We start from the raw sequence: 13,435 nt of genomic DNA on the forward strand, positions 1-13,435 counted from the left end.
TTCCCTTTCGTCTTCGGTGCGGGACGGGCGGTGCCGGGGTCACGCCTCGGCGGGGGCGGGCTCCGGTTCGGCCGCCGTCGTGCGGCCGCCGCGGATGAACAGGGCGAGGACGGTGCCTGCGAGGGACAGGCACGTGAAGATCACCACGGTGGTGACGAAGGAGCCCTGCGTCGGGATGTGGGTGCCCTCGACGGTCGAGGTCGCGAGGATCACCGAGGTGACGGCGAGGCCGCAGGCGACGCCGGTGTTGAGCGTGACGCGGTTGACCCCGGTGGCCTCGCCGGTGTTGCGCACCGGCACCGCCTCGACGACCAGGATCGGCAGCGCGGTCAGCGCGAAGCCGTTGGCGAGGCCGGTGAGGCACAGGCAGAACATGGTGCCGGCGAGGGACTTGTCCAGGAACATCCAGAGGAAGATGCCGACGGCGTAGATGAGGGTGCCGAGGACCAGGCAGGGGCGGGCGCCCATCTTCCCGGCGATCCGCCCGCTCGCGATCGCCCCGGCGTAGGCGACGACCGCGACGACGAGCAGCACGTACCCGGCGTCCGTCGGGGACAGCCCGAGCCCGACCGGCGCCGTCTCGGGCAGCTGCAGGACCATGTGCGACAGGATCGACACCGCGCCCATCGGCCCGGCGCCCACCATGAAGGCCGCCGCGGTCGCCAGCGCCACCTTCCGGTTCCGGAACAGGTCGATGCTGACGAGCGGCTCCGGCGTGCGCCGCTCCCAGGCGACCCAGGCGAGCAGGACGGCGGCGCCGACCGCGATCGACAGGATCACCCGCGGGTCGCTCCAGCCCCAGTCCTCGGTCTGGCTGACGCCGAGCAGGATGCCGCCGACGCCCGGGGCGAGCAGCAGGGCGCCGACCACGTCGACCGACGGCCGGGGCGCGATGCCCGGGGTGCGGGGCAGCGCGAACAGCGCGATCAGCGCGGCGGCCGCGCCCATCGCGGTGGCCGCGACGAACATGTTCCGCCAGCCGCCGTGGTCGATGAGCAGGCCGGCGAGGAGCGATCCCGCGCCGGTGCAGACGGGCACGACGCCGCCGAGCAGCGACATCGTGAACGGGACGTGGCGTTCGGGCAGCAGTTCGCGGACGAGCCCGAACGACAGCGGCAGCGCGCCCGCCGCCATCCCCTGCACGCCGCGGCCGGCGACCACCAGCCACAGCGAGGTGGCGAGGACGCTGATCAGCGACCCGACGGCCGCGATCGCCAGCACGGCGACGAGCACGTTGCGGCGGCCGAAGATGTCGCCGAGCCGTCCGGCGGTCGCGGCCGACACCGCGCCGACCAGCAGGTAGGCGGTGCCGGTCCAGCCGACGGCCGCGGAGTCGGCCTCGAAGACCCGCATGAACGTCGGGATGGCGGCGAGCGCCATCGCGGTCTCGAAGACGGCGAAGATCTCGATGGCGACCAGGGCCGCGACGATGCCGGCGGGCCCGAGCCCGCCGGGGGACGCGGGCGGCGGGGCCTTCTCCGGCGGTGGACGGTCGGGGGTGGTGGTCACGGGTCCTCCTGGGCGCGTGGGGTGGGCTGGAGGCGGGGCGAGCGGAGGCGGGGGGCCGGGCGGCGGAGCCGGGCACGGGGCGGGGGCGCGCGCGAAGAGGAGCGAGGGCGAAAGGGGAGCGGGACGAGGGGCCGCGGAGGAGGGGCCGCGGAGGAGGGGCGCTCAGAGCACCGCGGCGTCCTTGAGCGCGAGGATCGCCTCCCAGTCGTAGCCGAGTTCCAGAAGCACCTGCTCGGAGTGCTCGGCGTGCTCGGGGGCGCGGGTCAGGTCCGGGACGCGCTCGTCGAACTGCACGGGCGCGCTCATCAGCCGGACCTCGGTGCCGTCGTGGTCGACGGGGACGGCGTAGCCGTTCGCGGCCACCTGGGGGTCGTCGGCCGTCTCCCGCATCGTGCGCAGCACCTCCCACGGGGCCTCGAAGCCCGCGAACCGGCGCCGCCAGTCGGCGAGGGCGCGGGCGGCGAACACGGACTCGAGCTCCGCGACGCACGCGTCGTAGTTCGCGGTCCGGGCCTTCGCGTCGGCGAACCGCTCGTCGTCGACGAGGTCGGGGCGGTCGACATGCCGGCACAGGCCGGGCCACCAGCGGTCCGACTCGATCATCATCAGCGCGATCCAGCGGCCGTCGGACGTCCGGTACCCGCGGGCGATCGGGTTCGCCGACCGGCCCGACTGCACGGGGAACTCGCGTTCGAGGCCCCAGCTGTAGAGGATCGCGCTCGAGTGCTGCCACAGCGCGGTGCCGAGCAGGGAGACGTCCACGAGCGCCCCCTCGCCCGTCCGCTCCCGGCGGAACAGCGCGGCGGCGATCCCGAACGCGAGGTTCATCGCCCCGGCCTTGTCGCCGAACGCGGGCGGCTGCGGCAGCGGGCGGTCGGCGTCCGGCGCGGTCAGCGCGGACGCGATCCCGCCGCGCATCCAGTACGAGGTGAAGTCGTACCCGCCCCGGTCGGCGTCCTCGCCGCGCGGGCCCTGCCCGGTGGCGCGGGCGTACACGATGCGCGGGTTGCGGGCCCGGACCGCGTCCTCGTCGAAGCCGAGCCGCTTCCTCGCGGGACCCCGGAAGTTCGTCACGAACACGTCCGCGCGGTCGACGAGCTCCATGAGCAGCCCCCGGCCGCGCGGGTCGCGCAGGTTCAGCCCGACGCTGCGCTTGCCCCGGTTGGTCTGCGCGGTGACGATGTTGACCCCGCCGAAGGACGGGACGACGCCGGACGACGCGAGCCCGCGCTGCGGGTCGCCGGCGACCGGGTCCTCGATCTTGATGACGGACGCGCCGAAGTCGGCGAGCACGGCGGCCGCCGCGGGCGCGAACGTCCACTGCGCGACCTCCAGCACCCGGACGCCGTCGAAGACCGGCGCCTGGGGGACCGGCGCCGGGGGGCCCGCCGCCCGCTCGGCCGGGCTCATGCCGGCCGCGCCGCGGCGCGGTGCGCGGGCCGCGCGACCGGGGTGGGCGGAATGGCGTGACCGAATGGCTCTGCCCGCATGGTGCTGTCTCCTCGAAGGGGGTGGCCGCAAGCGGCGCGAGCACGGCGCCGATCGCTGCTTCGTCGGGGCGAACGAAAGTCACCGTAACCAGTAGAAGTGCATATGTCCATAGGTAGAAGCCGCTTCTCCGATAGCAAACCGCCAAGGTGATCAAGCCGCAGCCGCCTGCGGTGTGCGATGTCCGGACTAGCGCGTTGACCTGGTCAGGATTATGGAGAAGCTCATTCTCTTGACGCGGTAGTCGCCGCCGCTTATGGTGAGCCCACCCGACCGATCGCCCGCCCGACGCGGCGCCGAGCGCTCCCGGGTGTCTTTTCCGGCCATTTCCCGCACATTCCTCGGAAACCCGAGAACCGCGCACGAGCACTCATACGGAGGCGCCGAATCATGGGCCAACTGGACGGCAAGGTCGCGTTCATCACCGGAGCCGGCCGCGGGCAGGGACGCTCGCACGCGGTGCTGCTCGCCGAGCACGGCGCGGACGTGATCGCCGTCGACATCGGCGCCGACATCCCGACCGTCCCCTACCCGATGGCGACCCCCGACGACCTCGCCGAGACCGCCCGGCTGGTCGAGGCGGCCGGGCGGCGCTGCGTGACCGGACTCGCCGACGTCCGCGACATCCGCGCCCTGGACAAGGCGCTCGAACACGGCATGGCCGAACTCGGCGGCGTCGACATCGTCCTCGCCAACGCGGGCGTCCTGCACAGCGACCGCACCGAGACCACCCTGGAGCAGGCCGCCGCGCGGTGGGACGACGCCGTGGGCGTGATGCTCACCGGCGTGTTCAACACGCTCAAGGTCGTCCAGCGGCCGCTCGTCGACCAGGGGCGGGGCGGCGCGATCGTGATCACCGGGTCGACGGCCGGCCTCAAGGGCATGACGGACGGCTCCGGCGGCATGTCCGGCTACAACGCGGCCAAGCACGGCGTCGTCGGCCTCGCGAAGGGGTTCGCGCGGCTGCTCGGCCCGCACAACGTGCGCGTCAACGTCGTCCACCCCACGGCCGTCGACACCTACATGATCAACAACCCGCACTCGCCGATGACCTCCGCGAGCGGCGCCGCCGCCCTCGCCCGGGTGCTGCCGGTCGACCGCCTCCAGCCGATCGACGTCAGCCGCGCGATCCTGTGGCTGGTGTCGGACGCCGCGTACGCCGTGACCGGCGCGGCGCTCCCCGTCGAAGCCGGCGTGAGCCTCTGATGACCCCCCGCTCCTACGTGGACGGCGCCCGCGCCGGCTCCGGGCCGCCGCTGCGGGTCGAGAACCCCGCCGACCTGTCCGCGGTCGCCGACGTCCCCGCGGCGGAGCCCGCCGACTTCGAACGGGCCGTGCACGCCGCCCGCCGCGCCTTCGACGGCGACTGGTCCCGGACGCCCGCGGCCGAGCGCGCCGCCCTCGTCCTGCGGTTCCTGGACGCCCTCGAAGCGCGCCGCGCGCCCCTCGAGGACACGATCGTCGCCGAGACCGGCGCGCTCGCCGCGTCCGTCCGCACCCTGCACGTGAGCGGCGCGATCGCGCAGGCCCGCGACGCCGTCCGGCTGCACGCGGCGCTGCCCGCCGAGGAGCACAACCCGGTCCCGCTGGACGCGCTCGTCACCGGCGGCCGCGTCGCCGCGAGCGTCCTGGCCTGGGAGCCGCTCGGCGTCGTCGCCGCGATCCCCGCCTACAACGTGCCGCTGTTCCTCGCCCTGTGGAAGACCGTCCCGGCGCTCCTCGCGGGCAACACCGTCGTGCTGCGGCCGAGCCCGCTCGCGCCCCTCGCCGTGCTCGCGGTCGGCGAGGCCGCCCACGAGGCCGGGTTCCCGCCCGGCACGGTGAACGTGCTGGCCGAGCCGGGCAGCGCGGGCGCCGAACTGCTCACGACGATGCCGCAGGTCGACGCCGTGTCGTTCACCGGCTCGGCCGCCGTCGGCGCGGCGATCGCCGCGCAGGCGGCGCCCACCCACAAGCGCGTCATGCTCGAACTCGGCGGCAAGTCCGCCGCGATCTACCTGCCGGACGCCGTCGACCGCGCCGCCGCCGGGATCACGACCGTCATGCGGGCGATGGCGGGCCAGGGCTGCGCCCTGCAGACCCGCGTGCTCGTCCCCGAACACCTGAAGAAGCGGGTCCTGGACGACGCCGCCGACGCCGTCGCCGCGCTCCGCCTCGGCGACCCCCGCGACCCGTCCACCGAGGTCGGCCCCCTCGTCAGCGCCGCGCAGACCGCCCGCTGCGCCGAGCACGTCGCGGCCGCGCGAGCACACGGCGGACGCGTCGTCGCGGGCGGCCGGGCCCGGCCCGACCTCGGCGGCCACTTCTTCGAGCCCACGGTCGTCGACCTCGCCGACACCGCCAACCCCCTCGCCCAGGAGGAGACGTTCGGCCCGGTCGTCTCCGTGCTCGGCTACCGCGACCCCGACCACGCCGTCGCCCTCGCCAACGACACCGTCTACGGGCTGTCCGGGGCGGTGTACGGGCCCGCGGACGAGGCGCTCGCCCTCGCCCGGCGGGTCCGCGCCGGGACCGTGTTCGTCAACGGCGGCTACATCGGCGCGTTCGCGTCCTCCGGCGGCCGCCGGCACAGCGGCGACTGGCGCGAGCGCGGCCGCGAGGGCATCCGGGCCTACCAGCAGGCCAAACACGTCACGGCCGTGAGCGCCTGACCCCCCCACGGGAGAAACCAGATGCTAGACGAGATCGCCCGGCTCGACCCGATCAAGATCCGCACCCTCTTCGACACCGGCGGCGAGTACCGGCGCTCCCGGTCCGGCGGCGACTTCGCCGTCGACTTCCACGCCGGGCTGCGCCGCGCCCGCGAGACCGGGCCCGTCCACGAGGGGACGGTCGAGCAGGTGCTCGGCCTGCCGCACCCGGCGCCCGTCGCCGGACGGGCGCGGCCCGCGGCGGGCTTCTCGGTGTTCGACTACGCCACCGCGAACGCCGTGTTCCGCGACCCCGACACGTTCGGCTCCGAGGCGATGCAGAGCACGTTCGACACGTTCGGGCGCAACATCCTCGGCATGGGCGGCGCCGAGCACGCCCGCCACCGCGCGGTCGTCCAGCCGTCCTTCAACCGCAACATGATGCGGTGGTGGGCCGATCGCTGGATCGACGGCATCACCCGCACCCTGCTCGACCGGATCGAGCCGCGCGGCTCCGCCGACCTCAACCTCGAGTTCTGCGCCCTGCTGCCGCTGCTGACCATCACCGGCAGCTTCGGCGTCGGCATGGACGACACGCTGCGGCTCCGCGAGCTGATCGAGCAGATGATCGGCGCCACCGTCGAGCGGGACGACCGGATCGCCGCCGCCGCCGAGGCGGGGGACATCCTCGGGCCGGTCATCGCCGACCGCCGCACCGCGCCCCGCGACGACCTCATCAGCAGGCTGCTCAACGAGACGATCCGCGACGAGGACGGCACCCGGCGCGGCCTCACCGACGCCGAGATCCTCGCGTTCGCCCGGCTGATCCTCACCGCCGGGTCCGGGACGACCTGGCGGCAGCTCGGCATCACGCTGTGGGCGCTGCTGAACGCCCCCGACCAGCTCGACGCCGTCCGCCGCGACCGCGCGCTCGTCCGCAACGCCATCGAGGAGTCGCTGCGCTGGGAGGTCACCGACCCGACCTTCTACCGCACCGCGACCCGCGACACCGAACTCGCCGGCGTCCCCGTACCCGCGGGGTCCCGCGTCGCGCTCTGCCTCACCGCCGCCAACCATGACCCGGACCGGTGGGACGACCCCGAGCGGTTCGACGTGCACCGCCCGCTCCGCCCCCACCTGTCGTTCGCCGGCGGCCCCCACGTGTGCCTCGGCATGCACCTCGCCCGCGCCGAGATGGCCGTCGCGCTCAACGCGATCCTCGATCGCCTGCCGAACCTGCGCTGGGCCCCGGACGCCGTCCGTCCCGTCCTCATGGGCCTGCACTGGCGCGGCCCGAGCGACCTCCCGGTGGTGTTCGGATGACCGACCGCGCCGACACCGGCCCCACCGAAGACACCGACCGCACCGGGGCCGCCGCCATCTGGGTCACGCCGGAGACGTGCGCGGGCACCGGCATGTGCGGCTTCTACGCGCCGGACACCTTCGGGCTGGACGACGACGGCAGAGTGACGATCCTGGACGAACGGGGCGACCCGCCGGCCGACGTCCGCAACGCCGCCGAGGCGTGCCCCACCCGCTCGATCCGTCTCCGACCGTAGGAGCCGCCATGCGAACGATCCCCAGCGAACTCGCCGAACGGTACGAGGCGGAGGGATGGTGGACGCGCGACACGATCGGCGACCTCCTCCGGCGCGGCCTCGACGCCGCGCCGGACACGGTGTTCCGCGTGCACTCGTCCGTCCGGCCCTGGTCCGGGACCTTCGCCGACGTCGAGCACCTCGCCCGCCGCCTCGCCGGCGGGCTCCGCGACCGCGGCGTCGGCCCCGGCGACGCCGTCGCGTTCCAGCTCCCGAACTGGATGGAGGCCGCCGCGGCCTTCTGGGCGTCCTCCTTCCTCGGCGCCGTCGTCGTGCCGATCGTCCACATCTACGGCCCCAAGGAGGTCGGCTACATCCTGGACGCGGTGCGGCCGAAGGCGTTCGTCACCGCCGAGCGGTTCGGCCGGATGGAGTTCGACCCCGCCGTCAGCGCGTCCGTCCCGCACGTCGGCGTCGTCGGCCGCGACTTCGACGACCTGCTCGGCGACCCGTTCCCCGGCGTCGCCCCCGTCGACCCGGCGGGCCCCGCGCTGATCACGTTCACCTCCGGCACCACCCGCGACCCCAAGGGCGTCGTGCACAGCCACCAGACCCTCGGCTGCGAGGCCCGCCAGCTCTCCGACCGCTACCCGCCCGAGATGGCCCGGCAGCTCACCTCCGCCCCCGTCGGCCACTTCATCGGCATGGTGAACGCCTTCCTCGTCCCCGTGCTGGACGGCACCCCGATCCACCTCGCCGACGCCTGGGACGCCGGCCGCGTCCTCGCGCTCATGGACAGCGACGACCTCATCGTCGGCGGCGGCGTCCCGTACTACATCACGAGCCTGCTCGACCACCCCGACTTCGCCGACCGGCACCTCCGCCGCATGAAGTACGCGGGCCTCGGCGGCGCGCCCGTCGCCACCGCCGTCACGTCCCGCCTCACCGACCTCGGCATCACCGTCTACCGCTCGTACGGCAGCACCGAGCACCCCTCCATGACCGCGTCCCTGCACACCGCGCCCCGGGACAAGCGGCTGCACACCGACGGCAAGGCCCTGCCCGGCGTCGAGCTGCGCCTCTCCGACGACGGCGAGATCCTCAGCCGCGGCCCCGACCTGTGCCTCGGCTACACCGACGACGCCCTCACCGAACGTGCCTTCGACGCCGACGGCTGGTACCGCACGGGCGACATCGCGGTCATGGACGACGACGGCTACATCACCATCACCGACCGCAAGTCCGACATCATCATCCGCGGCGGCGAGAACATCAGCGCCCTCGAGGTCGAGGAGGCGCTGCTCGCGCTCCCGTCCGTCGCCGAGGCCGCCGTCGTCGCCGCGCCGGACGCGCGCCTCGGCGAGCACGCGGCCGCGTTCGTCCGGCTCAAGGACGGGCCCGCCCCCACCCTCGACGACGTGCGCGGCCACCTCCACCGGACGGGCCTCGCCCGGCAGAAGTGGCCCGAGGAACTGCACGTCGTCGACGACTTCCCCCGCACCGCCAGCGGCAAGGTGCAGAAGTACGTGCTGCGGAACGAGGTCAGGGCTCGATGAGGCCGACGCGGATGGCGTAGCGCAGCAGCTCCAGCCGGTCCTTCATGCCGAGCTTCGTCAGGATGTTGGCGCGGTGCCGCTCCACCGTCTTCACGCTGATCACCAGGATGCCCGCGATCTCCTTCGAGGAGTGCCCCTCGGCGACGAGCTTCAGCACCTCCTCCTCCCGCGGCGTCAGCACGTCGTCGGACCGTCCCGTCCGGGCCCGGTCGAGGTACGTGCGGATCAGCGTGCCGACCGCGCCCGCGTACAGGAACGGCTCGCCGCGCATCGCCGCCCGGCACGCCGCGATCAGGTCCCGGTCCGCGAGCGTCTTCAGCACGTACCCGGCCGCGCCCGCCTTCAGCGCCTCGAACAGGTACTGCTCGTTGTCGTGCATGGTCAGGATGAGCACCCGCAGCCCGGGGAACGCGCGGGTCAGCTCGCGGGTCGCCTGCAGCCCCGTCATCCGCGGCATCGCCACGTCCAGGACGGCCAGGTCGGCCTCGACCCCGCCGCGCAGCAGGGCGATCGCCTCCGCGCCGTCCCCGGCCTCGGCGACGACCCGCAGGTCCGGCTCGCCGTCCAGGATCAGCCGCACCCCGCGGCGCACCAGCGCGTGGTCGTCGGCCAGCAGGATGCGGATCACGGCAGCCCCTCCGGAACGTGCCGGCGCGCCGGCACGAACAGCGTCACCCGGGTGCCGCCGCCCGGCGCCGCGTCCAGCGTCAGGGTGCCGCCGACCAGCAGCGCGCGCTCCCGCATCCCGCGGATGCCCGCGCCCTCCCGGGCGTGGCCGAGCCCCTTGCCGTCGTCCTCCACCCGCAGCAGCACCCCGCCCGGCTCGCCCGCCGGGGCCAGGCTCAGCTCGACCGCCGACGCGTCCGAGTGCCGCGCGGCGTTCGTCAGCGACTCCTGCGCGATCCGGTACAGCACCAGCTCCACGTCCGGGGCCAGCGCGGGCAGGTCCGGGTGGAGGTTCCGCTCCACGCGCAGGACGGTGTGGGCGTCGAACTGCGACACCAGCGCGGCGAGCGCGCTCGCCAGCCCCAGATCCTCCAGCACGTCCGGACGCAGCCGGCGGGCGATCCGCCGCACCTCCTCCAGGCTGTCCCGCATCGTCTCCTGCGCCACCCGCATCTCCTCCCGCAACTCCGCCGGCGCCTGACCCGTCAGCCGCTTCAGGTCCAGCAGCAGCGCCGTCAGGCTCTGACCGATCTCGTCGTGCAACTCCCGCGCGATGCGGCGCCGCTCGTCCTCCTGCGCCAGCAGCACCCGCGCGGTGCTCGTGCCCCGCTCGTCCTCCAGCCGCTCCAGCATCCGGTTGAACGCGTCGATCAGCGTCGCCACCTCGCCGCTGCCGGTCACCGCCAGCCGCTGCCCCGGACGCAGCAGGTCCACGGTCTCCATCAGCCGGATCAGCTGCCCCAGCGGAGCGAGCCCCCAGCGCAGCAGCGCCGCGTTCGCGACCAGCATCGACGCCAGCCCCGCGGCGAGCACCAGCGCCTCCGTCAGCCGGATCGGCACCGACACCGTCCACGGACCGACCATCAGCAGGACCGTCGCCACCGTCCCCACCAGGGTGTTCAACCAGAAAACACGCCAGAACAGCCGCATCCGCACCCCCTCCGCTTCCCATTGTCGGCGCCCGCGGCCCCGCCCGTCCGCCTACACCCTCCGCCGTCCGTAAATGGGTGCCGCCCCCGATGGTGACACCCGCGACGGCCGCCCAAGGTGGAAGGGAGACGGCCATGAAAGACGGCAGTGAGGAGGACATTGATGCTGCTGGACAGGACGGACCTGCCCAGGACGGGCACCTCGTTCACGTTCACCACCTCCGCCGGGCAGCGCGCCGGCGTGGTCGCGCACCGCGACGGCCGCCGCGACCTCGTCCTGCACGGCCCCGACGGGGTGGAGCGGACGATCGCCCTCACCGACATCGAATCCCGGACCGTCGCCGAACTGCTCGGCGCCTCCGCCGTCGCCGACCGCGTCCCGCACCTCGAGCTCGCGCACCTGGAAGCCGTCCACATTCCCGTGCCCGCCTCGTCGCCCTACGGCGGCCGCCGCCTCGCGGACCTCCGCACCAAGGCCAGCGTCGTCGCGATCCTCCGCGACGGCCGCACGATCGACGCGCCGTCCGGCGACGTCCGGCTGCGCCACGGGGACGCCCTCGTCGCCGTCGGCGCCGAAGCCGCGATCCGCGAGCTGCGCAGATCGCTCGACCACTGAGAGGAGGAACCTTGGCCCGCGACAGCACCGTCCCGCAGGTGCACCTGCCGCTCACCGGCTGGACCGTCCGCCTGGACGACGCGCACCTCGTGGTGAACCCGGGGGGCTCTCCGCTCACCCACCACGTGCTCGCCCAGCCGATCCTCGGCGCGCACCGCGTCCGGCTGGCCCGCCCGTTCGGCCCGTCCGCCGTCGACACGGTCACCGTCGCCTACGGGACCGCGCCCGGCACCGTCGTCCTGGCCCGGCACCGCCCGTGGCGCCCCGCCCGCCTCCACGAGGTCCGGCCGGTGATGCTCGCCGACCGGGTCTGGGTGGTCGAGCAGCCGGGGCGCTACGACGAGGTCCGGGTGGGGGACGCCGTCCGGCTGCTGTGACTCAGCGGGTCGCCCGCCCCTGGCACCGCACGCAGTACCGCGCGTACGGCAGGATCTCCAGCCGTCCCGCGGGGATGTCCTGCGCGCATCCCTCGCACCTGCCGTACGCCCCCTCGTCGACACGGCGCAGCGCCCCGTCGATCTCCGCGAGGCTCTGCCGCAGGTTCTCCGCCCGCGAGTAGTCCGCCGCCTCGACCTCCTCGAGCGGCGTCCGGTCGATCTCCTCCTCCAACGCGACGAGCTGGGCCTCGCGCTTGCGCCGCTCCTCCTCCAGCCGCCGCCGCACCTCGCGCGTCGCCGAGCCGTCCGACACCTCGTTCGTCGTCATGTGCCATTCCTTCCGATGGTGAGCGGAGCACGTCCATTCACCATCGGCGATCGGAACCCCCGGCGACATCGGTGCTGACACCCATTTCCGGCGGGCGCCGGCCCCCGGACGTCCGGGCGGTGGCGGCGACCGCCACCCGGTCGCCGCCGCCCGCGTCGCGCAGCACGGCCCGCGCGAGACCGCGCCGCAGGTCCGCGGTGGCGACGACGGGCCCGACGCGGGCCGCCGCCAGGTAGCGCAGGGCGAGCGACTCCACCGCGGCGCCGGGCGCCAGGGACAGCACGGCCTCCTCCGCGGCGAGGGCCAGCAGCCCGCCGTGCACGGTGTTCGAGGAGTTGAGGCCCTCCTCGGACCGGGGCAGGACCACCGTGCCCGGCTCCCGGCGCACGCATCCCGCCCGCTCGGCCAGCGGCGCCTCCAGCCGTCCCGCCGGCGCCGGAGCGTCGACGCCCAGCCGCTCCGGCAGCCGGACCGCCGGATCGGGCGCGGCCATGAACGAGGCGGCGCCGAAGCCGAGCGGCGCGCCGCCGGCGGCGAACTCGGCCTCCGCGACGAACACCGACCGTCCGGCCTTCACGACCCGGGCGACGCCGCGCACCTCGCCCGCGGCGGGCGCCGGACCGTACAGGTGGACGTCGAGCTCGATGGTGACCGGGACGCGCGGGGCCATGGCGCGCGCGGCGAGCAGCCCGGTCAGGTGGTCCGTCCACGCCGCCAGGACGGACGTCCGCAGGCGCGCGGTCCCCGGCGCGTGCAGGTGCGGCGTGACCGCCCCGGTGCCGTGCAGTTCCCCGCCGTGCGACCGCACCGCGAGGCCGAACTCCGTCAGGATCCGGCTCCGGCCCTCCCAGGCCGCCTCCGCCCGTCCCATGCGCCCTCCATGACATCATGATTCCCCCACTGGAGAATCATGTTCTCACGTGTGGGCGTCGGACCCGCGCACCGGCTCGGCGGCCCAGCTGGCCAGCAGCCGCAGCCCCTCCTCGGACTCGCTGCCGGGCTCGCCGCCGTAGACGACGAGCGTCAGGTTGTCGGCGGGCAGGTCCAGCGACTCGTACGTGAGGTGCAGCTCCCCGACGACCGGATGGTGGAACGGCTTCGCGCCGATGTGGTGCTGCCGCACGTCGTGGCGGGCCCAGCGGGCCCGGAAGTCGTCGCTGCGCGTGGACAGCTCGCCCACCAGCTCCGTCAGCTCCCTGTCGAAGGGGTCCCGGCCGGCCTCCGCCTGCAGCAGCGCCACGGTGTCGTCCGCCGCGCGGTCCCAGTCGCCCCAGAAGTCGCGGGAGCGCGCGTCGAGGAAGATGAACCGCGCATGGTTCGGGACGGCCCCCCGCGCGGCTTCGATCATGGGCGCGTAGAGCGCGCGCCCCAGCGCGTTCGCGGCGAGGATGTCGCCCCGGCCGTTCATGACGACGGCCGGGTCCGCCATGCCGTCCAGCATCCGCCGCACCGTCGGCCGGACCCGCTGCGGCGCCGACCGCCGCCGGCGGCGCGGCCCCGGACCGGCGGCCCGGGCCAGGTCGTCCAGATGCGTGCGCTCCTCGTCGTTGAGCCGCAGCGCCCGCGCCAGGGCGTCCAGCACATGGTCGGAGACCCCGGACAGGTCCCCGCGCTCCAGCCGGGAGTAGTACTCCACGCTCACCCCGGCCAGCTGCGCGACCTCCGCTCGCCGCAGACCCGGCACCCGGCGGGCGCCGTACGAGGGCAGCCCCGCCTCCTGCGGGGTGATCCGGCCCCGCCGGGAGGTCAGGAACTCACGGACTTGGCTGCGCTGGTCCACGCCCCCAGGCTAAGCGCC

General features: G+C 74.6%; 14 protein-coding genes. 7 read left to right on the forward strand and 7 right to left on the reverse strand.

The features are described 5' to 3' along the window. Window positions 1–39 precede the first annotated feature (39 nt). Window positions 40–1,509 (reverse strand): MFS transporter, encoded by a 1,470-nt coding sequence (locus H505_RS44395; RefSeq protein ID WP_051301172.1) that lies wholly within the window; start codon window positions 1,507–1,509, stop codon window positions 40–42. A gap of 162 nt (window positions 1,510–1,671) precedes the next feature. Further along, complete coding sequence (locus tag H505_RS0125955) at window positions 1,672–2,919, reverse strand: CaiB/BaiF CoA transferase family protein (protein ID WP_084550824.1); 1,248 nt, start codon at window positions 2,917–2,919, stop codon at window positions 1,672–1,674. A 468-nt stretch (window positions 2,920–3,387) separates the two neighbouring features. Here H505_RS0125955 and H505_RS0125960 point away from each other — a divergent pair, with 468 nt between their 5' ends. The 5 genes from H505_RS0125960 to H505_RS0125980 are packed head-to-tail and all read left to right on the forward strand — an operon-like array spanning window position 3,388 to window position 8,721. Then, window positions 3,388–4,203 (forward strand): mycofactocin-coupled SDR family oxidoreductase, encoded by an 816-nt coding sequence (locus tag H505_RS0125960; RefSeq protein WP_026404316.1) that lies wholly within the window; start codon window positions 3,388–3,390, stop codon window positions 4,201–4,203. Continuing rightward, entirely contained in the window at window positions 4,203–5,648 is a 1,446-nt protein-coding gene (locus tag H505_RS44400; protein ID WP_051301173.1) for an aldehyde dehydrogenase family protein, read from the forward strand. Before H505_RS0125960 ends, H505_RS44400 begins: the two co-directional genes overlap by 1 nt. Window positions 5,649–5,669: 21 nt before the next feature. Next, on the forward strand, window positions 5,670–6,950 hold the full coding sequence (locus H505_RS0125970) for a cytochrome P450 (protein ID WP_026404317.1): 1,281 nt from the start codon (window positions 5,670–5,672) through the stop codon (window positions 6,948–6,950). Further along, window positions 6,947–7,186 (forward strand): ferredoxin, encoded by a 240-nt coding sequence (locus H505_RS0125975; RefSeq protein ID WP_051301174.1) that lies wholly within the window; start codon window positions 6,947–6,949, stop codon window positions 7,184–7,186. Before H505_RS0125970 ends, H505_RS0125975 begins: the two co-directional genes overlap by 4 nt. 8 nt (window positions 7,187–7,194) lie before the next feature. Further along, on the forward strand, window positions 7,195–8,721 hold the full coding sequence (locus tag H505_RS0125980) for an AMP-binding protein (RefSeq protein ID WP_026404319.1): 1,527 nt from the start codon (window positions 7,195–7,197) through the stop codon (window positions 8,719–8,721). Here H505_RS0125980 and H505_RS0125985 read toward each other — a convergent pair. Both H505_RS0125985 and H505_RS0125990 read right to left on the reverse strand, forming a co-directional pair. Then, window positions 8,708–9,349, reverse strand: coding sequence for a response regulator (locus H505_RS0125985; protein WP_026404320.1), 642 nt, complete (start codon window positions 9,347–9,349; stop codon window positions 8,708–8,710). The two genes, H505_RS0125980 and H505_RS0125985, sit on opposite strands and share 14 nt — an antisense overlap. Then, window positions 9,346–10,317: a HAMP domain-containing sensor histidine kinase gene (locus tag H505_RS0125990; protein ID WP_026404321.1), complete on the reverse strand. Its 972-nt coding sequence runs from the start codon at window positions 10,315–10,317 to the stop codon at window positions 9,346–9,348. The genes H505_RS0125985 and H505_RS0125990 overlap by 4 nt, the downstream gene beginning before the upstream one ends. 162 nt (window positions 10,318–10,479) lie before the next feature. Here H505_RS0125990 and H505_RS44405 point away from each other — a divergent pair, with 162 nt between their 5' ends. Together H505_RS44405 and H505_RS0126000 are read left to right on the forward strand one after the other, a co-directional pair. Further along, window positions 10,480–10,932, forward strand: a complete 453-nt coding sequence (locus H505_RS44405) for a cation:proton antiporter regulatory subunit (protein ID WP_034519853.1) — start codon at window positions 10,480–10,482, stop codon at window positions 10,930–10,932. Window positions 10,933–10,943: 11 nt separating this feature from the next. Continuing rightward, window positions 10,944–11,309, forward strand: coding sequence for a hypothetical protein (locus H505_RS0126000; RefSeq protein ID WP_026404322.1), 366 nt, complete (start codon window positions 10,944–10,946; stop codon window positions 11,307–11,309). Window position 11,310: 1 nt separating this feature from the next. On the opposite strand, the gene H505_RS0126005 is transcribed toward H505_RS0126000, so the two are convergent. Genes H505_RS0126005 through H505_RS0126015 form a run of 3 tightly spaced genes read right to left on the reverse strand, consistent with a single transcriptional unit; the run spans window position 11,311 to window position 13,417 of the window. Next, window positions 11,311–11,637: a TraR/DksA family transcriptional regulator gene (locus tag H505_RS0126005; protein ID WP_051301175.1), complete on the reverse strand. Its 327-nt coding sequence runs from the start codon at window positions 11,635–11,637 to the stop codon at window positions 11,311–11,313. Between the two features lie 37 nt (window positions 11,638–11,674). Next, entirely contained in the window at window positions 11,675–12,508 is an 834-nt protein-coding gene (locus H505_RS44410) for a hotdog domain-containing protein (protein WP_064743706.1), read from the reverse strand. A gap of 45 nt (window positions 12,509–12,553) precedes the next feature. Next, on the reverse strand, window positions 12,554–13,417 hold the full coding sequence (locus H505_RS0126015; RefSeq protein ID WP_026404324.1) for a helix-turn-helix domain-containing protein: 864 nt from the start codon (window positions 13,415–13,417) through the stop codon (window positions 12,554–12,556). Window positions 13,418–13,435 lie beyond the last annotated feature (18 nt).

It is taken from the genome of Actinomadura rifamycini DSM 43936, assembly GCF_000425065.1.
Taxonomy (GTDB): Bacteria; Actinomycetota; Actinomycetes; order Streptosporangiales; family Streptosporangiaceae; genus Spirillospora; species Spirillospora rifamycini.